Here is a 23,032-nt window from a genome sequence, read left to right as displayed (position 1 = left end):
GCCTTACTCCTCGATCATCGAGCGCGCCATGGCATTGCGCGCCGGCTTGAGCAGATAGTTGAGCAGGGTACGGGCGCCGGTATTGATCAGCACCTCGGCCGGCATGCCCGGTACCAGCTCGCGACGGCCCAGGTCGGCCCGGCCCTTGTCGGTCAGGGTCACGCGCGCCAGATAGTAAGGCGCACCGGTCCGCTCGTTGGTAAAGCGGTCAGCGGAGATATAGACGACTTCGCCTTCCAGGATGGGGGTGGTGGCGTTCTTGAAGGCACTGAAGCGCACCTCGGCCAGCTTGCCCAGCTCGATACGGTCGATATCGTTCGGCTGTACCTCGACCTCGACCAGCAGGTCGGCGCCGAGCGGCACGATGTCCAGCAGGTGGGTACCGGGCGCCACGACGCCGCCGATGGTATGCACCGCCAGACCCATGACCATGCCGTCGACCGGTGCCTTGATCACCGTACGATTCACGGTGTCCTGCAAAGCCCCTACCCGCTCGCGCAATTCATAGATGCGCGACTGGGTCTCGGCCAGCTTGTTGGCCACGTCGGATTTGAATTTCTGGGTGGTCTGCAGGATCTGCAACTTGGTTTCACCCATCTGCACCTTGGCGCGGGCGATGGCCGATTGCTGATCGGCGATCTCGGCCTGCAAGCGGGACAGGTTGCGCTCCTGGTCACGCAGGCGCTCGTTGTTGACGTAGCCCTGCTTGAGCAGCTCGCTCAGGTCCTTGATCTCGCTACCATAGGATTGCGAGAGACCCTGCTTGCTCTGGATGATCGCCGAGAAGCCGCGGATCTGCTGCTCGAGTTCGGCGCTCTTGTTCTTGAGCACGTCGATCTCACCCAGACGTGCATTGCGCTGGGCGAGGAATATCTGCCGTTCGCTGTTGCGGGCTTCCTGGACACGCTTATCGTCCTCGGGGAAGTCGCTGGTGCCGAAGGTCACATCCTTCAGGTCATCGCGCTCCGCGATCAGCCGCGCTTCCAGTGCCTGGGACGCGATCAGTTGGCTGCGCGCTGCTTCGAGCTGGGCACGGGCCTGGGTGTCGTCCAGGCGCACCAGGGTGTCGCCGGCCTTGACGTGGTCACCGTCGTGGACCATCAGCTCCTTAACGATGCCGCCTTCAAGGTGCTGCACGGTCTTGCGCGAGCTCTTGATGGTCAGATAGCCCTGGGCGAGCACGGCGCTGTCGAGTGGGGCCAGACCGGCCCAGAGACCGCCCAGACCAAAGACTACGATCAGGATGATATAGCCGAGTCGACGGACCGGCTTGTCGGAAACCTTGAGGCCCTCGGCCTCGGCTTCAGCGAGATACTGGGTGTTCATCAGGCCATACCTCCCGATTGCTCAGCGCTGCCATCGGTTTTGGGCAGGGACTCGGTTTCAGCGGCGGCCACGGGCGTTGCCGCGGGGCGGCCCTGCAGTTGCGCCAGGACCTGATCACGCTGGCCGGACATGACGATCTGGCCATCGTTCATCACGATGAGGTTGTCGACATAGGCCAGGACGCTGACGCGGTGGGTCACAATGAACAGCGTCGCGCCGGTCTGCTTGAGCCGCAGCAGCGCCGCGCCCAGGGCCTTCTCGCCCGCCTCGTCGAGGTTGGAGTTGGGCTCGTCCAGCACCACCAGCCGCGGATTGCCATAGACGGCGCGGGCCAGGCCGATGCGCTGGCGCTGACCACCGGAAAGCGCGCCGCTGTTGGCGCCGATGATGGTGTCGTAACCCTGGGGCAGGCGCAGGATCATCTCGTGCACCCCGGCCAGTTCAGCGGCCTCGACCACGGCCTTGGCATCCACCTGGCCAAAGCGGGCGATGTTGTCGCTGATGCTGCCGTCGAACAGTTCGATGTCCTGCGGCAGGTAGCCAATGTACGGACCGAGCTCTTCGCGCTTCCACTGGGCGATATCAGCGCCGTCCAGGCGCACCTTGCCGCTCTGCGCCGGCCAGATGCCCAGCAGCGCGCGCGCCAGGGTCGACTTGCCCGCCGCACTGGCACCGAGAATGCCGACCGAGGCCCCCGCGGTGACGTTGAACGAGATGCCCTTGAGGATCGGCTGGAAGGCACCCGGCGGCGTCAGGATCAGTTGCTCGACCGAAATATTACCCTTGGGCGCCGGCAGCGACATGCGTGGCGGTTCGGCCTGCACGTTGCGCATCATCTCGTTCAGACGGGCGTACTGGCCGCGGGCGGAAATGAAGCCTTTCCAGCTGCCGATCATCAGATCGATAGGCGCCAGGGCGCGGCCCAGCAACAGGGAGCCGGCGGTCATCAGGCCGGGGGTGATCTGGTGGTCGATGACCAGCCAGGCACCCAGGCCCAGGATCAGCGACTGCAGCACCATGCGCAGGGTCTTGGACAGGTTGCTCAGAGCACCGCCGTGCTCGCTGGCACGGGCCTGCAGGGCCAACACATGGGTATTGCGCTTGCGCCACTGCTTGAACAGGCTGGGCATCATGCCCATCGAGGCCACCACTTCGGCGTTGCGCAGGTTCTTGCTGGTGAACTGGGTCGCCCGGGCGTTTTCCTGGTTGGCCTCGGCCAGCCGCTTGCCGGTTAGCTTCTCGTTGGCATAGGCCAGGAGGATCAGCAGGATGGCGCCCAGCACGGTGAGGGCACCGAACAGTGGGTGGAAGAAGTACATCACCGCGATGTAGATCGGCAGCCAGGGGGCGTCGAAGAAGGCGAACAGCCCCTGCCCGGTCAGAAACTGGCGCAGACCCGTCAGGTCATTCAACGGTTGTGCCGAGGCCTGAGCACCGCCGGTGTAGAGCGCCTGCTTGAAGCTGGCATCATAGAGACGCTCGTTGAGCACCAGGTCCAGGCGGGTGGAGACGCGTACCAGGATGCGCGAACGGATCCACTCCAAGGCGCCATAAGTTGCCATCAGCAGCAGCATGATCAGGGTGAGCATGACCAGCGTGGTGATGCTGCTGCTGCTCAGGACACGGTCGTAGACCTGCAGCATGTAGAAGGAAGGGACGAGCAGCAGCAGGTTGATGAAGAGGCTGAAAAAGCCGACCGTTAGAAAGCTGCCCTTGCAGGCAATCAACGCCTGCTCGAGATCTGTCTTGGGTTTGGATTGCATGCAGATACCAGCGGGGACAAGAAGGAACAAAACCGCAGGGTGCGGACTCTATCACAGGTTTTTGAGGGGTGTTCCCCCTACCCGCGGAGCCCGCGATCCTACCCGATGACCGGGGCCAGAGCCTTAAGCCTGCCTTATATCCGGGGTCTCGACGGCATCGCTGGCCGGCAGATGGCGCTGCTGCAGGATGCCCTGGCGGGTGCGCTCCACCAGTTGCAGCGAGGCCTCGCGCCAGCCGACCCAGGCCCAGTCCTGCAGCGGACGTGCGGACGGGAAGCTACCTTCGGCTTCGTAGCGCTCCACCTGGGCGGCCAGGGACGCCGGATCCTGCAGCTGGAAATAGGCCATGAAATCCCCACCCACCTCGCGGAACACAGGAATGTCGCTGGCCATGGCCGGCAGGCCGCGCTGCATGGCTTCCACCAGCGGCAGACCGAAACCCTCCACATAGGAGGGGAATACCAGGGCCCGGGCATTGGCGTAGGCGTATTCGAGGCTGGTGTCGTTGGCGCCGTTGAACATGAACAGCCGGCGCTTGTATTCCGGATGGGTCTTGATGCGTTCGATCAGCGCCTCGGTCTTCCAGCCCACCTTGCCGATGATGCACAGGCGCACATCGGCGCCCCGGGCCCAGAGCAGGTCGAAGGCGTCGAGCAGATAGGCGTGGTTCTTGCGCGGCTCGATGGTGCTGACCATCAGGTACACCGGGGTCTTGCCGTCGAACAGGCGCTTGACCTCCGGATCGCAGGCGGCACCGCTGCCATTCAGATCGAGTTCCGAGCCCAGCTGGAAGTAGCCGTGCCACTGGCGCTCAGCCGCGGCGCCGCGACGCAGGCGCAGTTCCGCCGCGACTTCCTGGCTGATGGTCTGGGAGATGGCCATGAAGCCGTCCGCGGTGCGGGCGATCCAGTCGAACCACTCATCGAAGACCTTGACCAGGTGGTTGTCGCAGAACTGCGGATGGGTGAGCGGGATCAGGTCGTACATGACCGAGACGATGCCCACGCCACGCGCCTTGAGCGATTCGGCGAGCTTGAAGAAATCGGCATGCCAGGAGGAATCCAGCAGCACCAGCTGGTCACCGGGCTCGATCTCCAGGGGAGTGGCACGCTCGGGCTCTTCACCCGCCTGGTAGTCCTGCTCGCGCAGGATGTTCAGCGGCCACTGGATGACCTGGCTGGTCGCACGGCACGGCCAGTACCACATCCGCCGCAGCAGCAGGGAGCGGTCAGCGTACGGCAGCTTCTGCTCGACACGGTCGTGCCAGCGCCAGAAGCGGTCCTGCAGGCGGTCCAGGCGGCCGATCCACTGCCGGCGCCGGATCCGGCCCTCGTCGACCTCCAGCGGCTCCAGGCTGTTTACCCGGTAGAGCTGATCGTGCTTCATCATGACCGGAATGCACTCGACCGAGGGCTCCAGGTGCGGCAGCTGCTTGATGACGTTACGCACCACCCGCTGGATACCGGAGTTGTCGGAAGGGTGTTCGTAGACGTAGGTGCATTCGATCAGTAGACGCATGGCAACTCGCAAATCCTCGCTAGACCCGGGGCAGGCCTGCCAGAGAAGGGCCGATGGAAGGCCGAAATGAAGGAGCGCCAACCAGAAAACTGCAGGGGCCGGCGTCTGGATCCGTAGGGACAAAATTGGCGGGCGATTATAAGGCCCAGGGCACACAGCGCCCAGCCCGGTCGTCTCGGCAACGCCAGGGCCGGTCATAAAACTGCTACCAGACGTGGACTAATCGTGGTCAGCCCGGATAATGCGTGCCTTTGCGCCAGGGGCACTGCGATCGCGACGTCCCCGACGTATCCGGACCACCACGCCTCTGGCGGGCATTCCCTGACGACCCGCGTGCGTGTCTTTGACGGGTGCTTCAACCTCAGCTGTCGAGCGAACATGAAGGTCTTCGTTTCCATCAATGTGCTCAAGCCGCCGATGACCGGCATTGGGCGCTACACCCTCCATCTGCTGGAAGAGTTGCTGGCCGATCCGGCGGTGGAAGACGTGAAGGGCTTTGGCGACGAAGGTTTTCTGGATCGCGAGGCCTTGCGGCAGAAGGTAAGCGCGCTGGGGCAAGCCCTGCCGCCCTCCTCCATGCATCGCGGTATGGGGAAATTGCGGCGCTGGCTGGGGCACCGCCCCTGGCTGCGCCGCCTCTATCGTCACCGTCTCAACAGCCGCTTCCTGCAGGGCAAGGCGCAGCTTGACGGCTACGTCTACTGGGAGCCGGGCTACTACATGCTGCCGCTCAACGGGCCCAGCGTCGCCACGCTCTATGACCTGTCGCACATCCGTCACCCCGAGTTGCATCCGCCGGCGCGGATCGAGGAGATGCGCCGCCTCATCCCCGACACGCTGACCCGCGCCACCCGTCTCATCACCATCTCGGACTTCACCCGCCGGGAGTTGCTGGCAGAACTGAAACCCACCCAGCCGATCGACCTGGTCAGCCCGGGCGTTTCGCGCGGCTATGCCGAGGTGTCGCCCGAACAGCGCCAGGCCTGTCGCCAGGCCTACGACCTGCCGGAACACTTCACGCTCTCGGTCGCCACGCTCGAACCGCGCAAGAACCTGGCGGAGCTGTTGAGGGCCTTCGCGCTGCTGCCCCAGTCACTACGCCAGCAGTTTCCCCTGGTACTGGCCGGCGCCCCCGGCTGGGACAGCGCGGAATTGCAGCAACTGATCGAACAGCTCAGCGCGGCCCACGAACTTCGCTACCTGGGTTATGTGGATCAGCGGCACATGCCGGCGCTCTACGCCAATGCCACCGTGCTGGCCTATCCCTCGCTGTACGAGGGCTATGGCATGCCTGTGGCCGAAGCCATGGCCACCGGTTGCCCGGTGATCACCTCGAATGTCAGCTCCATGCCGGAGGTGGCGGGCGATGCCGCTCTGCTGGTCGATCCGCGCGATCGCGGCGCCATCGCCGGTGCCCTGCAGCAGGTCATGGAATCCCCCGAGCTGCGCGCGCGCCTGGCAACGGCCGGGCGCCAGCGCACCGCCGACATGCACTGGGCCGCGCGGGCGGCGGCCCTGCGGGAAAGTCTGACCGCCGCACAACGGATGGCTTGAGTCCGTGATAACACGCTAGTGCGGTGCTTGGCACTGCTCGAACAGTGTTGGGCTCAGCAGGCTGGCCAGACGCTGGGTATGCTCTAGCCGCGCTTCCGCAGTGAGATGGTAGTTGGTGTCGAAGAACGCCTCGGTCGGATACATGAAGGCCAGGGGTTCGCCGACATAGATCAGGCCATGCCGGGCAGCTTCCTCAGGAAGCCCCTGGTAGAAAGCCTGCTCGACAGGATCCTGGTGATAGGACTTGCGGTCGAGCATGGCCGGCGGCACGAAGACAGCGCAGCCGCCGGCGGCGCGGACTTCATTGGCAAAGGCCTGCCACATCGGCCAACTGCCGTTGAAGGCACTGGCCTGAGCGCCGTAGTGCTGGACACCCGAATTAACGGCGCCGCTGAACAGGGCCTCGCTACGTTGCTCACGTGTACTCACCAACTGGTCGCCATTGGCATCCAGATGCTGGGCACCGTAGAGGCCAGCCACCTGGAAGCCGGCCGGCACCCCCTGGTAGCCCTGCACGACGCGCAGCAGCGGCGTTTCCGCCAGCAGGCGCACCAGCCTGAGCGGATTCAGGCCATAGGTCACCGGATGGCTCAGCCAGTATTCGAGAAAGACCTGATTGACCTCGAATCTGTCGTGGTACAGCGGATACTCCAGCGGCAGCAGCACCCAGTCCCCTGGCTTCACGGCCTGACGCGCATAGATCAGCAGGTAGGGACTGAGAATGCCGGCGTTCACCCCCAGATTGATCACCGGTCGATGCAGGGCCTGCGCCAGGGTGGGCGAATGGATGCCGAACATGGCGCCGGAGCCGGCCACGACGACCACCTTGGGCTGCCTGATGGCCTCGGCCTGGGCCAGCTTTTGCCCATAGGCGCCCTCCACCCAGAGGTTGTTGACGAAGGGCTTGCCCAGCTGCCCGGCCACCAGGGCGATCCAGCCCAGCGCAAACAGACAGGCTCCCACCAAGAGTCCAGTTAAAAAGCGTCCTGACTTTGAGCGCATGGGGACCTAGAAATTGAAGTAAAGAAACGCCCGATCCGGACGGGCCAACATGGCTTTCATGACCAGCAGCGCGAGCACGGCGGTCAGGACGCCACGCCAGAAAGGCGAAAGGCGCAGCACCAGCTTCAGGCTGTAGGGCAGCCAGGCGCACAGCGCCAGCAGCAGCGGAACCGCCAGCCAGAGTCCCTGTTGCAGGTGCAACGAGGCCACCTCCTGCAGCAGCGTATTGAAGCCTGGTAGCGCGGGAGTCTGCCAATGCCCCAGTTCGCCGAACATGCGCAGGGCGTGGCCCAGATCGACCGCGCGGAACGGGATCCAGGCCAGCATCACCACCAGCAGCGTCAGCGCCCAGGCCAGCGGCGAGGGCAGCCGCCAGGAAGACAGGCGCAGCCAGCCGTGGTTGAGGCAGAGCAAGGCGCCGTGGATGCCGCCCCAGAGCACGAATTGCCAGCCGGCGCCATGCCAGAGGCCACCCAGCAGCATGGTGATCAGCAGGTTGCCGTACTGGCGGAAGGCGCCGTGGCGGCCGCCGCCCAGGGGGATGTAGAGATAGTCACGCAGAAAGCGGGACAGCGAAATGTGCCATCGGCGCCAGAAGTCGACGATGGACAGGCTGCGGTAGGGCGAGCGGAAATTGATCGGCAGCCGGATACCAAACACCAGGCCCAGGCCGATCGCCATGTCCGCATAACCAGAGAAATCGAAATACAGCTGCAAGCCGTAACCGGCCGCGGCGAGCAACACCTGGGGGCCGCTCAGGGACTCCTGCAGATAGAGGGCATCGACGCCTGGGGCCAGGCTGTCGGCCACCAGCACCTTCTTGGCCAGGCCGAAGACGAACAGGGTAAAGCCCAGCTTCCAGGCCCAGGGACGTTCCGCGAAGCCCTGTTCGATCTGCGGGATCAGGCTGCTGGGGCGGCAGATGGGGCCGGCGATCAGGTGGGGAAAGAAACTCACGCACAGCAGAAACGCCCGGAAGTCGCCTGGTTGCTGCAGGCGGCCGCGATAGAGATCGACCTGCCAGGCAATCTGCTGAAAGGTATAGAAGGAAATGGCCAGCGGCAGGATGAACTGGCCAGGCAGGCCGACGCCGAACATGCCGGCGAAGAAACCTAGGTACTTGTAGTAGCCCAGGAGCCCCAGGTTGAACATCAGGGCCGCCGTCAGCCAGCCCTTGCTGCGCAGCCGCCATACCCGCAGGCCCAGGGCGTAGTTGACGCCCATGGACAACCAGAGCAGCAGCAGAAAGCGCCAGTCCCAGACCGCGTAGAACACCCAGGACGCCAGGCTGAGAAAGACCGCGGTGGTCGCCCAATCGGCGCGCTTGCGCAGCACCCAGAAGCCCAGCAGGGTCAGCGGCAGGAACAGCAGCAGGAAGGGAAAGGAGCTGAAGATCATCGGCAAAAAAACACGCTGGATCGCTGAAAATGGCTGCCGCAGAGGCGCAGCCGCTGGATCTTTCGGCCGGCACTCTAGCACGAAGCCCGCGCCTAGCAGGCTCGGGGCCGCCTGGGGGCCATGCTAGACTCCCGCCCTTTTGCAGGCCGCTCCCCGCCCATGCGTATCCTTCATGTATTCAAGACCTATCTGCCGGATACCCATGGCGGCATCGAGCAGGTGATACGCCAGATGTGCGGCGCGACCCGCACGCTGGGGGTGAGCAACCGAATCCTGACCCTGAGCGAGCAGCCCTCCCCTGAATTGATCGAGGTCGAGGGCATTCCGGTGCAGCGGGTGCGCCAGGACGCCAATATCGCCTCCACCGGCCTGTCCCGGGCAGCCTTCGGCGCCTTCGCCCGGGCGGCGCGCGACAGCGACGTCATCCACTATCACTTCCCCTGGCCGTTCATGGACGTGCTGCAACTGGCGGTGCGACCGGGCAAGCCCTATGTGGTCAGCTACCACTCGGATATCGTCAAGCAGCGTCATCTGCTGCAACTCTATCGGCCCCTGCAGCGCCATTTCCTCAGTCATGCCAGCCGGATCATCGTGGCCACCGAGCCCTATCGACGCAGCAGCCAGGAGTTGCACGGACTGGAGGCGCATACCGAGGTCATTCCCTACGGTCTCGACGAAGCCAGCTATCCGACGCCGTCCCAGCCTTGCCTCGCGCAGTGGCGCCAGCGCCTGGGCCCGCGCTTTCTACTCTTCGTCGGCGTGCTGCGCTACTACAAGGGCCTGCACCTGCTGCTCGACGCCCTGGCCGGCCTGGACCTGCCGCTGGCCATCGTCGGCGACGGCCCGGAACGGGCCGCGCTGGAAGCCCAGGCCCACCGCCTCGGCCTGCGTAACTGCCACTTCCTTGGACGCCTGCCGGAAGAAGACGTGGCGGCGCTCTACAGCCTCGCCGAAACCTTTGTCTTTCCGTCGCACCTGCGTTCGGAAGCCTTCGGCATGGCTCTGCTGGAGGCGGCCATGTATGGCAAGCCGCTGATCAGCTGCGCCATCGGCTCGGGCATGAGCGAGATCAACCGGCACGAGCAGACCGGTCTCGATGTGGCGCCCACCCCTGCAGCGATCCGGGAAGCCCTGCTGCGGCTCTGGCAGGCACCCGAGGAGCGGGCGCGTTTCGGCGCCGCCGCGCGCGCCCATTTCGAGCAGCACTTCCAGGCGGATCAGCTAGGTGAGCGGCTGTATGCCGTCTATCGCCAGCTGGCGCCTGGCGCCGCCGGCTAGCGCGACGCCGAGGCTAGCGGAGCACCCCGCTAGCGGCGTTCGCCAGTCTTGGGAACAGGCGTGCCCAGCGGCGCCCCACCGGTATTCATTCTCTGATCGGCGGCTCGCTCGATCTGCAGATTTTCCAGGCCCATGCCCAGTACCCGGCCGTCGGTGCTCAGGCCCGCCTCACGCGGCGAGATGGCATCGGGCATTTCGATCGTGAGCGTGGTGGTTCCTTGGTTCTCAACAACCGGCCAGGAGAGGGATACCTCGCCATTCTGTTGCGCCTGGACCTCTTTGATCGTCTGGCCGTCGGCTTTAAAGATCAGCCGCTGGGTCGGTACCTGCGGGGTCAGGAAAACCCGGTAACGCAGCGTCGCCCGGGTAGTGGCGCCCGGGTTGCGCACCAGCAGAGTTGCCACTTGCCCATCATTCCAGACGCCAAAGTCCTCACGTGTCGACCAGCCGCTGATTAACAAGTAATCAGCCCCAAGTGAGCCCGTCTTCGCCAGCTGTGTGCATCCCTGGCACCCCTGCAGACCAGGCGCCAGGACGTTCAGGCCGTCAATCTTGAACAACTGGTCATTAGCCTTGAGCTGGACAAAGTCCAAGACGTCATTCTTCAGGACGTACACCGTGTCGTCGTCATAGCGCGCGGACGACAAGGCTTGCAGCGTCTTAAGGTTCAGACTGTCCTGCTTGCTCTTGCTCGGACGGGCTAGCATTGCGGAATCGGTTACCAGTCCCTGCCGACTCGCGACAAAGGCCAGGGCCAAGCGGTCATCTGCATCGTTGGTGAAGGGCACATAGCGCAGCTTGGCATAATGCCCGAGCTCGTTGCTCCAGAAATCGCTGCGCAGCGCGGCGGTAACATCCGGCGAATTGAAGAAGTAGAAGTTCTCGTGCTTGAAGCCCTTGCTGATATCGCCGGCTTGAACGACCAGGGCTACTGCCAGAACCGCCATGGCGACCGATTTGGCGCGGTACCTGACCGTCAGATAGACCAAGCCGATTACGGCCAGATAGGTAAGCGGCCAATAGAAGCGCGACGAGCCCCGAAAGGTGGACAAGGCATCCAGCAGTTTGCCAGGCAGAGGGACTATCAGATGATGATCGAACAACTGGATGTTATTGGTGGTGGCAATCAGGAAAAAAGTGACGCCGGCAATCAGCAGACTGAGCGAAGTGGCCGTGACGGTAAAACGTCCGAAGCTGCGATAGAGGCTCTTGAGATTGAGCAACACCAGCAAGAGAACGCCTGCCCCCCAGTAGTTGACCGTTTCGAAGTTGCCTAGTCCGAGATAGACATGATCGAACACATAGGACCAGCCGTCCGCAACCAGCGGTGACAAGAGATTCGAATTGTAGGTGCCATAACCACCGGCCACGGATACGTCATCGACGGTGAAATAACCGGTGGTATACATCAGCACATAGGCGCCGATCGCTGCAGCCAGGGCTTCAAGCAGCGCCAGTCCATAGGCGGTTGTCTTGGTCACGACACGGGAGAAGAGATTCGCCCCCCAGAGGATCATCACGATCATCGCCAGGTAGAAGTGCGTGAGGCAGGCAAGCGCGATGAGCAGGCACCACTTCACGGCGAGATGACGCCGGTCGCGCAGCAGACAGAGATAGATGGCGAACAGGATCAGGAAGTGGCCCATCAGATTGATATGGCCGATCCGATGGATCCACGCGGGATTAAAGAGCACCAGGGCTGCAGCCAAGGACCTGATCAAATAGCTGTCGGAATAAAGCCCGACGATCTTCCAGGTGGCGACAGCACTGAGGATGCAACAGGCCAAGAGCCAGAGGCCGAAATACTGGAAACCCGCTGGTAACAGAGGCGACAGCAGCTTGAATACCAAGGCCAGCAGCGGATTGGAGTCGGAAAAAACGATCGAGCTGCTGACTTCCAGACCGTAATAGGGATTCAGCCCCACGACGGGAAAGGTCCAGGGCGCCTTGCGGAAAAAGTCCCAGCCCAGATAAGCCTGCAGGATATCGCCATGGCTCAACCACTCGACATGGGTCGGGTTGAGCATGTTCACGTCGAAGACGACAGCAAAGAAGATCACGCCGATCAGTATCGGAATGCCATAACTCGCTGCCTGTAGTTGCTTGTTCACTGATCCATTGCCCTTATTGCTCCACGTTGTGCCTTGAGACTTTGCCGGGTAGAGCTTTCAGCCTTCTCCAGGAGGCATTCGCAGAATGCCGGTCTGATGGTTAGCCGTGCATGATCCCTGAATACGAGGCATGGAGATACCGAAGCAATCACACGGGTAGCGCCTGTCCGACGCTATTGGCCACCAGCGTCCTGTTATAGCGAGGGAAGCTGCAGAGGTCTCACCAGGTACCGGAAAGATCCGGTACCTGGCGCGTGGCTATTTGAGCAGCAGGAACATGCCGCCAATGATCGCCAACAGACCCAGACTCTTGGTCAGGGTGATCGGCTCGGCGAAGAACAGATAGCCGACCATGTAGACCAGGATGAAGGTGCAGGCCGCCATGAAGGGCGCCACCACCGACAGCTCATTGACCGCATAGATGCGTACGGTCAGGACGAAGCTGAGTCCATAGAGCCCCACCGCCAGGATCAGCATGGGGTTGAACACCTGCTGGATCAGCGAAGCCGGAACACCGCCACGGCCCGCCAGCTTGATGGAGAACTGGGCGCCGACGTTCAGCAGCACCGCCAGTGCGATCAGATAGGCCGCCTTCATGGCTCGCGGCGCCGTTGCGGCTTCTGGATGTAGATCGGCCGCGCCTTGATCTCGTGATAGATCTTGCTGACGTAGTGACCCATGATGCCCAGGCTGGTCATGATCGAGCCGCCCATCAGCACCAGCAGCACATTGACGGTGGTGAAGCCACCCTCGGCGGTGCCGGTGAATTTCTGCCAGAGGGTGACCAGCAGGAGCAGGAAGCCGATCCCCAGGGTCAGGCAACCCAGCCAGGTCACGATCAGCAGAGGGGCGGTGGAAAAGGCGGTGACGTTGTTGATGGCGTAGCGCAGCAGGCTGAGCTTGTTCCAGCGACTGCCTTCACCCGCGCGCGGGGCGACCTCGAAGCCGATGGCAGTGCCTTCCATGCCCAGCCAGTTGATCAGGCCGCGGAAGAAGCGATAACGCTCTGGCAGCTTCAGATAGAGGTCGATGACTTCACGATCGATCAGCTTGAAGTCCGAATGCCCTTCGATATCGAAGCCGGACAGTTTGCGATAGAGCCGATAGAAGCTGCGTGCCAGCCAGGCATCCAGGGAAGAGGCATCGTTGCGCTTGTGCTTGACCGCCTCGACGGCCAGGGCGCCATTGCGCCAGGCTTCCACCATCTGCGGGATCAGCTGGGGCGGATGCTGCAGATCGGCGTCCAGCACCACGGCCGCCGCGCCGCGGGCATTGTCCAGGCCGGCGTAAATCGCCGCTTCCTTGCCGAAGTTACGCGTGAAGGCCACCAGGCGGACGCGCGGATCCATGGCAGCCAGCTCTTCGACCTGAGCGGCGCTGTCGTCCTTGGAACCGTCATCCACCACGACGAGCTCGAGTTCGTGACCACAGGGTTCGGCGGCGGCCAGGATCTGTCGAAGGTTGGCGATGAGCTGACGACCTTCGTTGTAGGCGGGTACTACCAGACTGATGAGCACAGAATTTCCTATATGAGCGTGGCCTGGCGATAGCCGTGAGTCAGACTACCGCCGAAGCGAGACAGAGGTCTGCCGCGGCCGATCCGGCCGGTGATTATCCAGAAAAGGCAGCCTCAGGAAAACCGCTTACCCAAGGGGCCGCCGAGCGGGTCAAAGGCCTGTGACCTGGCAGACAGTGCCGATGGACTCCTGGCGACACCACTGCGCATAGTGGCCCTGCATCGCTCGCTCGATGCGTTCGCGGGGATAGTCCGGACTGTTCGCGCCAAAGATGAACAGCTCGCCCGGCGTACGCGGCTGGTCCAGCACCTGGGTGCGCTCCGCGCAATGGCCCACGATCCGGGCGAGGAAGCCGGTGTTCAGTGGCTTGCCATGCAGCGCCGTGAAGTACTGCAGGAACAGCGCATCCACGGCCGAACCACCGCAGCCGTAGTTGGGCAACAGATAGACCTTTTCCGCCTGGCTGACCCGGCGATCCCATTCGGTCCGGTCGTAGCTGAAATAGGGACTCCGCCCGGCGGCCTCGGCCAGATAGGCGCGGTGATGACGCATGTCGACATACTGCACGGCGATCAGCGCCAGCAGGACCAGGCGGTAGACCGGATTGACCCGCGTCAAGAAATAGCCGATCGCCGCCATCAGCAGGATGTAGCCCACCGGCCAGAAGAACCGTCCGGAGCCGCGGAAGATCTTGGTCAGGGGCTCGATGAAGCCTGGCAGCGGATACTCGAGCAGCACCAGGTCGCTCAGATAGATCCGGTTGGACAGGGCATAGATCGTCAGGCCCACGCAGAGCGCCACCAACACCCAGTGATGGCGGCAGCGCGCCAGCAGCCAGCGTGGCGAACGCAGCACCATGAACAGCAGCATGCCCAGCAGGGCGACGCCCAGGTAGTTGTGGCCATCGATCTGCATGCCGGTGGCATCGAGCACCAGGCCTTTCGACGGCAGGAACACACTTGGCGCGAGCTGGGTACCCAGCAGCGGCGACAGCAGATTCATCGAGGATTCGATGTAGCCCGTTTCCGACGGTGGCAGGCCACTGGCGACATCGAAATACCCCAGGACGTAGAACTCCAGCGCCAGCAGCGGCAAGGGCGCCAGTAGCGCCGCCACGACCCGGAGCCAGGACAGCTCGCCGCGCACGCCCACGGCCAGCCAGACCGCCGCATAGAAGGCGAAGACCATGGCCAGTAGATAGGGATGGATGCCACCGGCCAACAGCAGCAGGCCCAGGCTGCCGGCGAACAGGCAACGGGGCGCCAGGGTCCGGTGGTCCCAGCGCAGATAGAAACCCAGCATGAAGATAAGCAGGAACTGGGCATGCAGCGCGGCATGGGGAATACGGATCAGCAGCGACGGCATCATCAGGGCGAACAGGCAGCCCACCAGCAACGCCACGGGCGTATGGCCGCGATAGACCGCGGCCACGTAGGCACCCGCCACGCCTTGCAGCACATAGCACCCCAGGATCCAGACACCCAGGTAGTGGGCATCCGCGGGCAACAGGCTACTGATCAGCTTGAAGGGGATGGCCGCCAGGGGAATGATGTCGGCGTAGGCGGCCGAGGCACCGTCCGGGGCATTGAGCAGCGCCGTGTGCAGCAGCGGAAACCGCCACTGATCGTGGACGAAGGCCCAGATCCCGGTGATGTGCTGGGTCGGGTCGGTGCGCGTATCGAAGAAGAACCCTGAATGACCGGTGAGAAAATCCAGCGGAAAGAGGCGCGCCACATAGAGCAGGCCCAGCAACAGGGCCAGCCCATAGTAGAGGGCACGGCCCATGGGCCGGTCGAGAACGGCCAAGCGGCCGGCAACAGCGGTCATGAAAGCTCCCGAGCCTTTGAACGATCGCCAACGGCCTGCTGGGCCAGGGCGCGGAACAGCCCGTCGATACGAGTGGAAATGGCCGGCCAGGCATGGCTGCGCAGCCATTCACCCTGCCGCGCCGGTCGCCCTGCGGCCAGATGCTCGCGCAGTCCCGCGGCGATGGCCTGGGCATCGGTGCCGGGCAGCCGGTAGACCGCCTCGTCGACGTCCTCGAAGATGTCCAGCGGCGTGCAGAGCACCGGCTTGCCGGCCAGCAGGCCCCAGCGCACCGCGGCGCTGGAAGACTCCTGGGTGTGCTGGTAGGGAAAGACCACCACCTCGGCCAGGCTCAGCCAGGCCAGGGATTCGCGGTCGTCCAGGAAGCGGTCGATCAACTGTGCACGGCCTTCCAGGCCCAGCGCCGTGATCCGCTGGCGGCACTCCTCGGCCAGGGCCGCGCTTTCCGGTACCGGGTACTGGGCGTTGACCAGCAGCAGGTAGAGGTCGTCGTCTTCGGCGGCGACCTCGGCGAAGGCCTCGATCAACTGCAGGATGCCTTTGGGCGGCAGCAAGAAGCCGTAGCTGGCCACGATGCGCCGTCCAGCCAGGGCCTGCGCCTCGTCCGGCAGCGTCAGCGCCTTGGGCGGCGGCATCACCCCATGGGGGAACAGCATCAGGTTGTCGGCCAGGCCGAAGTCCTTGAGGCGATTGAGGTCATGGCTGCTGTGCACCAGCAGGCGACTGCTCTGGCGTAGCGCCAGGCGCAGTTGCCGCAAACTGCGGTGATCGCCCGGCCGGTCGAGATCGGCCGTGGAGTGGAAGGTGACCAGGGTACGGATACCGCGTCGATGCACCTCGTGCAGGAAGCGGGCGAAGGGCACCAGGCCGAAGAAGCCGAAGTTGAACTGGATCAGCAGGATGTCCACCGGCTGACGATCAAGGGCCTGCAGCAGATCGTCGAGTGAATCCTGGCCACCCTGATCCCAGACCCGCTGGATCTCCTGCCCTTCCGGATTGATCAGGGCGACGTGACGGTTGGCGAACACCTGGGTGGCCGCCAGGGGGCCGGCGATCAGTTGCTGGCTGTAGCCGGCGATACCGCAGGCGCTGTTCCAGGTGGTGACGGTGCCGACCCGCGGCTGCGGCTTGCAGGGCGGCAGCGCGCGGACCCGGGCGATGGCGGCCTGGGTGCGGCGGGCGACCTGCTCCCAGGTGTAGTCGCGGCGAATCAGGCGGTCGGCCCGCAGCAGGCGCGAGCGCACCATGGCCTGCCAGCGGCCTTCGCGGCGCGCGGCGGCGAAGTCGGCCAACAGCCGCGTCAGGTGGTCGGTATCCGGCTCGGCCCACAGCGAGCCGCTCAGCTGCATGTGGGTCTGGGCGCGGGTAAAGCGGTAATCGATGAGCCAGCTGGTTTCGGGCGTACAGAAGTCCGTCTGGCCGCCATAGCCGGTGGTGACCACGGCGCACTCGTGCAGCATGGCCTCGGCCAGGGGCAGGCCGAAACCCTCGCCGCGACTGGGCGCCACCAGGACATCAGCCCACACGTAGAGGGCGCGTATCGCGGCCTCTGGCAGGTCGAGATTGAACAGCTCGACCGCCGGCGCCGCGGGATGCCGCGCGCGCCAGGCCGCCAGCTCGGCGGCGATATCGTGATGGGGGTTGGGAAAGGTCTTGATGACCAGCACCACGTCGTCCGCCGCCGTGAAGGCGCGGGCATAGGCGTCGAGCAGGACGTCGATGCCCTTGCGCGGAAAGCAGGACGAGATGTGCAGCAATTTCAGCGTCGTGGCACTACCGGGCAGCGCGCGGCCGAGCAGCGCCGGCTCCGCCGGGGTGCGCAAGATATGATCGGCGCCCAGGCCGACGGTCACCACGGGCACGTCGACGCCATTGTCCTCCAGCACCCGGGTCACATAGGACGACATACTGGTGACCAGCTGCAGATAGCGATTGAAGCCGGCTACGGCCTCCACCGGCAGCAGGGATTCCTCCCAGCCATAGCAGGACAGCACCCGGACCTCGCCCGCCATGTCGCTCACCCGTGGTGGATAGAGCAGGCGCAGCACGGCGGCTGCCGGCTCCTCGGCACGAGCGTGGGCGGCCGCGCTGGCCGGGTCGGCAGCAAGAAACTCGGCGGATACCGGAATGGGACCGGGCCCCTCGGTCGCCCGCAACGCCACACGGGCGCCGATGGCGGCGAAGCCCCGGGCCAGTTCGCGGTTGACCACCGCCAGGCTGTAGCTGCTGTCGAACGGCCCTTCCAGGCGCACCTCGACCTGCGCTTGCCGAGGTTGCGGCAGCCGGATCCCGGCCGCCAGCAACTCATCCGCCAGCCAGGCGTAGAAGCCTTGCGCCGTCCAGCGACGCGCCTGATCCTCAGCCCGACGCTGCACCCCGTAGCGCAGCGCGGGATTGTCCATCAGGCGTTGCAGGACATCCGCCGTGTGCGCGGGCGCGGTGGCCGCCAGCGGCCAATAGCCGTCGCCGAGGATTTCGCGCCCTGCCCCGCTCTGGGCATTGCCCACCAGCGGAATGCCCAGCGCCAGCAGGCGCAGCAGCCAGGCCGGATCGGGCATGGGCTCCAGGCTGAACGCCAGGTCCACCGCGGGCAGCGGTTCCTCGGCGCGCAGCACGGTCAATTCCACCCGCTCCATGGCGGTCATGCCGGCGAGAAAGTCGGCGCGCGGCGCCGGCTGCTCATCGCCATAGACGCACAGCCGCCAGGGGGCACCGGGCAGCTGTGCCAGTTGCAGCAGTCCGCTGACCGCTTCCGCGTGCTGCAGCTCCAGCGCGTGCACGAGCACAGTGAAGGGACGCGGCCTATCCATATCCATGGGCGCCGGCACCGGCGGCAGCTGCCATTGCAGTTGCTCGACCCGGCGGACCGGCACGGTCACATCGCAGGCATAGAGGGCTTCCAGCACGCCCGGCTCGCCACTCAGGACGCCCCGAATGGCGGGCTGACGGGCGATCACCTCGGCAAGGCCGGCAGCCTCCACCCGGGTACCCGGCAAGACCAGGATCCGCCCCTGGCACCGCGCCAGGCGACGTGCCTGGGCGGACGGCAGCTGGCCGTGCACCAGCAGCAGTTCGTCCGCGCCAGCACCGGCATAGTCATCGAGCGGACGCACGTCGGCAGGTCCCTCCGCCGGTGGCTCGTCGGCATAGATGTCCGCCGCCAGACCGGCCCGGCGAGCGACGTCACGCAGGCCGAGCAGATAGGTCCAGTCATAGGGTCCGGTCAGGGGGCCCAGGACCCACTGGTGGAAGGTGGCAAGGGTCTGGGTCATGCCGTTTCGGCTCTGAAGGCCGACACCGCATAGTGTTGCCAGGTCAGAGGCTCTGCCTGCTGGCCCTCCAGCAGCAACTCGGCTTCCAGCGGCCGCTGAATGGCCACCTGGGCGAAGCCCTTGTGCTGGCAGAGAAACTCCAGCAGCGGCGCCGGCAACGGCCGCTGCCGGGCCGGATCGAGCCAGAAGGCGCAGGCGCTGGACGCCTGGGCGGGATCGAGCGCCTGCAACAGCAGCAGGCCGCCCGGGACCAGGACCCGGAGCGCCTCGTCGAGCAGGGTGGAGAGCTGCGCCATGTCCAGTCGATCCGCCAGCTCGAAGGCGCACAGGGCCCCGACGCTGGCCGCCGGCTGTTCGCTCAGCCAGCGCAGGGCCTCGCCCTGCACGACCGGCAGACCCTGGGCCACGGCCTGGGCGACCACGTCGGAATCGGCTTCCACACCGAGGCCGTTGACGCCCTGGGGCAGGCTCGCCAGCCACTGACCGGCGCCACAGTCGAGCTGGACCAGGGGCAGGCCCTGGCGCACGGGCAGGCATTCCTCGACCAGCGGCAGATAGAAGCCGAGCAGACCGCGCAGGGCCTGCTCGTCCAGGGCGAAATGCTCACGCAGCGTGCGCTCCAGGGCCAGCGGCACGCCCAGCGCGGCGCTCTGCGGCGCCAGGGGCAGGGCCGGTGCGGCTTCGAGCAGATTCAGGCGCATGCGCAGCTCCTGCTCACCGCGATCCAGCTGGGCTTGGGCCTGGGCCAGCTGCGCCTCGATCCGCGCCAGTTCGCGCTCCAGCTCGCCCAGGCGCGGCTCGGGCGCCTGGTCCTGCAGCACCTGCCAGCGCTGCTGATGCCACTCCAGCAGGTTGCTCTGCTGCTGCAACAGGATCGCCTGCAACGCCAGCTGGTTCTGCCAGCGGTAGTAGCGCGCATTGTCGCGCTGCTGCCGCCCCGGCAAGCCGGCGACCTCCAGCATGAGAGCCAGCAGTCGCCCGATGACCGGCACCCGGCGCAGCTTGCGCTTGAGCAGCGCACGCCGCAGCCCCGGCGCGGAGGCGCCATGACGTTGCCCTTCCGGGCTGAGGTGGATGGCCACCAGCAGATCGAAACGGTCTTCGCCGCCGCGCAGCCGGGTGAGGTAGTGGGACAGCCGCTCCGGCTCGATGGGATGCCCGGTCAGGTAGTGATAGGCCGCGCGCACCAGGGCCTCGTCGTCCAGCTCCTGCAGGGCCTCCCAAGTGAGCTCGGCCGGCGCGGCGGCCGGCTGTAACGCCTGGGTGCGCTGGCGAATGTCGGCGATCAGGTCGGCGAGGTGATCGTCGAGACGGGAAAGATCCAGGTCGGGGCCAGGGGTAGACATCGCGGGGCGCTCGGTCGGACAGGAGGGAGACGATGGCCAGGCCATCGCGAGAAGACGGCAAGGATACCCGCTCGGGCGCCCTGGATGAACGTCTCCGCCCTCTCCCACACCCGACACCTCGTCGGCGCCCTGGCGATTGGGGGTCAAGAAAACCAGGGCCTGGCCGAATCAGCGAGGAGAGACGAATCGATTGAGCCCTGGCACAAGATTTGAAACTGGGCCGGTAAGCGTCAAGAAAGCGCCAAATCTTGGCTGAGGACAGTCGCCAGAATTTTGTAGTTGGCAGGCCGGGCAGGAGCTCGGCGGCAGCACCTATCCCGGTACCCTCATGACCCTTCGCAAAACCCTGGCCGCCCTGGGCGGCATCCTGACCCTGAGCGCCCTGCTGGGCACTGCCGCCCCCGCGCGCGCCGTGGAGCTGGTCGGCCTCAACCTTTCCGGCGCCGGCTTCGCTAGCCAGGTGCTGCCGGGCCTGAACGAGCGCAACTACATTTTTCCGGTGGAAGCCTACTTCCAGCAATGGAGTGCGCGCGGCGTCAAGCTGGTCCGCTTCCCGATCATCTGGGAACGCCTGCAGCCCAGCCTGGGCGGCGCCTTCGATCCGACCTATGCCGGGCTGATCGATCGCACCTTCCTCTATGCGCAGAATCACGGCATCAAGATCATCCTGGATCTGCACAACTACATGAGATACCGCGGGACCGTGATCGGTACCGGCAGCGTCGGCTACAACCACTATCAGGATGTGCTGACCCACATCGCCCAGCGTTGGAGCAGCCAGACGTCGCTCTATGGCTACGACATCATGAACGAGCCCCACGACGCCACCGCCCAGTGGCCCGTGGCTGCCCAGTACGGCATCAACGGCGTGCGCAGCGTGGACAACGTGCGACCCATCTTCATCGAGGGCAACGGCTGGGCCGAGGCCACCCGCTGGCCGCAGTGGAACGATTCGCTGCTCGCCCTGCGCGATCCGGCCAACAACCTGATCTTCGAAGCCCACACCTATTTCGACGGTGACGGCGGTGGCGGCAACTATTCCAACACCAGCGCGGCCGCCTATGCGGACGACTATGGCGTGCAGCGAGTTCGGCCCTTCGTGGAATGGCTGAAAAAGAACGGCAAGCGCGGCTTCATCGGCGAGTTCGGCATACCGGACAGCGATCCGCGCTGGAACGTGATCATGGACAACATGCTCGCCTACCTGAAGCAGAACTGCATCCCGGCCACCTACTGGGCGGCCGGTCCGGGCTGGGCCAACTACAACATGTCGGTGGAGCCGGTGAACGGCCAGACCCGCCCGCAGTGGCCGACCCTGGCCAAGTACCTGGACGGCAGCAGCTGCAGCAGCTTCGGCCCAGGCGCCCAGGCGCCCAAGAGCGCGACCCAGGCTGACCTCAACGGCATCCAGCAGCTGTACCTGGCCTACATGGGTCGCGCCTCGGATCTGGCCGGCCTGCAGTACTGGGCCAACCGCGTCGCCTCTGGCGAGATGAACGTCGGCCAGATCGCTGCCAGCTTTACCGAAAGCCCCGAATACCGCGGCCAGTATCAGGGCCTGAGCAATGCGGCGCTGGTCAGCAAGGTCTACACCAACGTCATCGGCCGCAGCGCCGAAACGGCAGGCCTCAACTACTGGGTGGGTGAGTTGAACAACGGCAACGTCAAGCCGCAGACCCTGGTGCTGGCCATGGTGCGCGGCCTCGGCGACAGTGACAAGAGCAACTTCGACGCCCGCACCTCGGCGGCCTTCAGCAATATGAAGTGATGGAGCAAGGCGCGTCGGATGCGGCTCGCCTTGTTGGGCCCCTCCGAACGCGGCATGGATGCCGCCCCGAGGACAGGCGCAGACGCGCGTGGAAGCAAAGGACCGTCTCAGAGCGGCTGAACCTTTGCGTGGGATGGGCCTCTACCCTCCTCCCCGGCACGTGCCGATTCAAGGAGGATCCCGCATGCAAGACGCCATCGACCGCCTCGTCACCGCCCTCGAACCCCATAGCTGCCAGGTCACCCAGCGCCCCGCCGACCGCAGCCTGCTGCTCACCGTCAAGGACAGCCAGGGCGGCAGTTCCATGACCAAGGTCATCCCCCTGACCGAACTGAATTGCCCGGACCGCTTGGCCACCGTGGTCAAGGACGTGCGCCGCGACCTGGCCAATTGCGGCGGCACCCTGGACACCGCCTGCACCTCCGACCTGCAACGCCGCGGCGCGCGGATTCGGCGGTACGGGGACTAATCCCTTCGATCCAGATTCTTCCTACCAACGCGCATTGGAAGAATCTGCTGATCGACCAGACTGATCCTTGAGCGAACCTGGATTTTCCGCATCGAGGATTTTTGGCTAACCGAGGCGCTTCAATCTTACTCAAGAAACAGGTAGCCAGGCCGATTCGAAAGCATCCCACCACAAGGATGTTTTCATGACCACGCATATTATTGTCGAAGACGCGGTAACCCCCCAGCTGCTGACCTCAGCCATCGAAGCTTATGAGTTTGATCGCGAGCGCGGTAGCCGTAAGAAGGATGCCCTAGGCCAGATCGAAACCTATGGCCTTCTGTGGGGTTACTGCGTGCCCGCCTTCGATCAGCGCCCTGCTAGGGTTGTTTGCACTACTGCCACAGTGGAGCTTTCTGCTGATCGGCGCCAAGATTCGGTAACCCCAAACCTTGAATCTATTATCGCCAAACGTGACTTCTTCCGCCGATACTGGCCGCAGTTGGATCTGGTGGGCTCCTTCCACTCACATCCCTATGCGAATTTGAAAGAAGTACGCAAGGAAAAGGGATGGCAAGCAAGTGAAACCGACAAAGATCACTGGCCTTACATCCACGATTATTTGATGCCCGAATTGCCGCTGATGGCGCATCTGGTTGTTACCATCTGTGCCCGTCAACGGGCAACATTCTACGAAGCGCCGCAGCGTCTTGGCGGACGTGAAGAAAACAGTGGCTACCACCTTGCTGCGGCGAAGCGCCATTTCTGGTTAAGGGGCTATGTTTCTTCATTAGAAGACGAAGGCCACATCAGCATGAGCGACGATGTGGCGCTGGATGTCACGTCCTTCGGTTCGGGCTTCAAGAACTTCGTATAAGCCCAACTATCACCGCTCGCACAACCT

16 protein-coding genes are annotated in these 23,032 nt (G+C 64.6%); 5 read left to right on the top strand and 11 right to left on the bottom strand.

What is annotated here, in order from left to right; all coding sequences use genetic code 11:
• Nucleotides 1-3: 3 nt before the first annotated feature.
• From FHR73_RS15350 to FHR73_RS15340, 3 genes are all read right to left on the bottom strand, one after another.
• Entirely contained in the window at nucleotides 4-1,326 is a 1,323-nt protein-coding gene (locus FHR73_RS15350; RefSeq protein ID WP_183632418.1) for an HlyD family type I secretion periplasmic adaptor subunit, read from the bottom strand.
• Nucleotides 1,326-3,089, bottom strand: a complete 1,764-nt coding sequence (locus tag FHR73_RS15345; RefSeq protein ID WP_183632417.1) for a type I secretion system permease/ATPase — start codon at nucleotides 3,087-3,089, stop codon at nucleotides 1,326-1,328. Before FHR73_RS15345 ends, FHR73_RS15350 begins: the two co-directional genes overlap by 1 nt.
• Nucleotides 3,090-3,212: 123 nt before the next feature.
• Nucleotides 3,213-4,607 (bottom strand): glycosyltransferase family 1 protein, encoded by a 1,395-nt coding sequence (locus FHR73_RS15340; protein WP_183632415.1) that lies wholly within the window; start codon nucleotides 4,605-4,607, stop codon nucleotides 3,213-3,215.
• 378 nt (nucleotides 4,608-4,985) lie between these two features.
• Between FHR73_RS15340 and FHR73_RS15335 the strand changes: the two genes are divergently transcribed.
• Nucleotides 4,986-6,161: a glycosyltransferase family 1 protein gene (locus tag FHR73_RS15335; protein ID WP_183632414.1), complete on the top strand. Its 1,176-nt coding sequence runs from the start codon at nucleotides 4,986-4,988 to the stop codon at nucleotides 6,159-6,161.
• A 15-nt stretch (nucleotides 6,162-6,176) separates the two neighbouring features.
• On the opposite strand, the gene FHR73_RS15330 is transcribed toward FHR73_RS15335, so the two are convergent.
• Nucleotides 6,177-7,124 carry a hypothetical protein gene (locus tag FHR73_RS15330; RefSeq protein WP_311630117.1) on the bottom strand — a complete coding sequence of 316 codons (948 nt, stop codon included), beginning with the start codon at nucleotides 7,122-7,124 and terminating at the stop codon, nucleotides 6,177-6,179.
• A 45-nt stretch (nucleotides 7,125-7,169) separates the two neighbouring features.
• Nucleotides 7,170-8,561, bottom strand: coding sequence for an MBOAT family protein (locus FHR73_RS15325; protein ID WP_183632412.1), 1,392 nt, complete (start codon nucleotides 8,559-8,561; stop codon nucleotides 7,170-7,172).
• Between the two features lie 159 nt (nucleotides 8,562-8,720).
• On the opposite strand from FHR73_RS15325, the gene FHR73_RS15320 reads away from it, so the two are divergent.
• On the top strand, nucleotides 8,721-9,839 hold the full coding sequence (locus FHR73_RS15320) for a glycosyltransferase (RefSeq protein ID WP_183632411.1): 1,119 nt from the start codon (nucleotides 8,721-8,723) through the stop codon (nucleotides 9,837-9,839).
• 29 nt (nucleotides 9,840-9,868) lie between these two features.
• Here the strand turns inward: FHR73_RS15320 and FHR73_RS15315 are convergent, their stop codons facing one another.
• From FHR73_RS15315 to FHR73_RS15290, 6 genes are all read right to left on the bottom strand, one after another.
• Nucleotides 9,869-11,950, bottom strand: a complete 2,082-nt coding sequence (locus FHR73_RS15315; protein ID WP_183632410.1) for a DUF6311 domain-containing protein — start codon at nucleotides 11,948-11,950, stop codon at nucleotides 9,869-9,871.
• Between the two features lie 258 nt (nucleotides 11,951-12,208).
• Nucleotides 12,209-12,547 carry a hypothetical protein gene (locus tag FHR73_RS15310; protein ID WP_064309143.1) on the bottom strand — a complete coding sequence of 113 codons (339 nt, stop codon included), beginning with the start codon at nucleotides 12,545-12,547 and terminating at the stop codon, nucleotides 12,209-12,211.
• Nucleotides 12,544-13,467, bottom strand: coding sequence for a glycosyltransferase family 2 protein (locus tag FHR73_RS15305; RefSeq protein ID WP_183632408.1), 924 nt, complete (start codon nucleotides 13,465-13,467; stop codon nucleotides 12,544-12,546). Before FHR73_RS15305 ends, FHR73_RS15310 begins: the two co-directional genes overlap by 4 nt.
• Before the next feature lie 150 nt (nucleotides 13,468-13,617).
• Entirely contained in the window at nucleotides 13,618-15,294 is a 1,677-nt protein-coding gene (locus FHR73_RS15300) for a DUF6311 domain-containing protein (RefSeq protein ID WP_183632406.1), read from the bottom strand.
• Nucleotides 15,291-18,566, bottom strand: a complete 3,276-nt coding sequence (locus FHR73_RS15295; RefSeq protein WP_260175711.1) for a glycosyltransferase — start codon at nucleotides 18,564-18,566, stop codon at nucleotides 15,291-15,293. The genes FHR73_RS15300 and FHR73_RS15295 overlap by 4 nt, the downstream gene beginning before the upstream one ends.
• On the bottom strand, nucleotides 18,563-19,912 hold the full coding sequence (locus FHR73_RS15290) for a methionine biosynthesis protein MetW (protein ID WP_183632404.1): 1,350 nt from the start codon (nucleotides 19,910-19,912) through the stop codon (nucleotides 18,563-18,565). The genes FHR73_RS15295 and FHR73_RS15290 overlap by 4 nt, the downstream gene beginning before the upstream one ends.
• A 328-nt stretch (nucleotides 19,913-20,240) precedes the next feature.
• On the opposite strand from FHR73_RS15290, the gene FHR73_RS15285 reads away from it, so the two are divergent.
• The 3 genes from FHR73_RS15285 (at nucleotide 20,241) to FHR73_RS15275 (ending at nucleotide 23,005) form a co-directional block, all read left to right on the top strand.
• A complete protein-coding gene (locus FHR73_RS15285; protein ID WP_183632402.1) occupies nucleotides 20,241-21,680 on the top strand; it encodes a cellulase family glycosylhydrolase in 1,440 nt (479 codons plus the stop codon).
• Between the two features lie 184 nt (nucleotides 21,681-21,864).
• Nucleotides 21,865-22,149 carry a DUF3509 domain-containing protein gene (locus tag FHR73_RS15280; protein ID WP_183632400.1) on the top strand — a complete coding sequence of 95 codons (285 nt, stop codon included), beginning with the start codon at nucleotides 21,865-21,867 and terminating at the stop codon, nucleotides 22,147-22,149.
• 184 nt (nucleotides 22,150-22,333) lie between these two features.
• Nucleotides 22,334-23,005, top strand: coding sequence for a hypothetical protein (locus FHR73_RS15275; RefSeq protein ID WP_183632398.1), 672 nt, complete (start codon nucleotides 22,334-22,336; stop codon nucleotides 23,003-23,005).
• Nucleotides 23,006-23,032 lie beyond the last annotated feature (27 nt).

The sequence above is a fragment of the Pseudomonas sp. AS2.8 genome (assembly GCF_014190935.1).
Classification (GTDB): Bacteria; Pseudomonadota; Gammaproteobacteria; order Pseudomonadales; family Pseudomonadaceae; genus Chryseomonas.
Note: the sequence above shows the minus strand (reverse complement) of the source record. Positions and strands in the feature narration are given on the sequence as shown.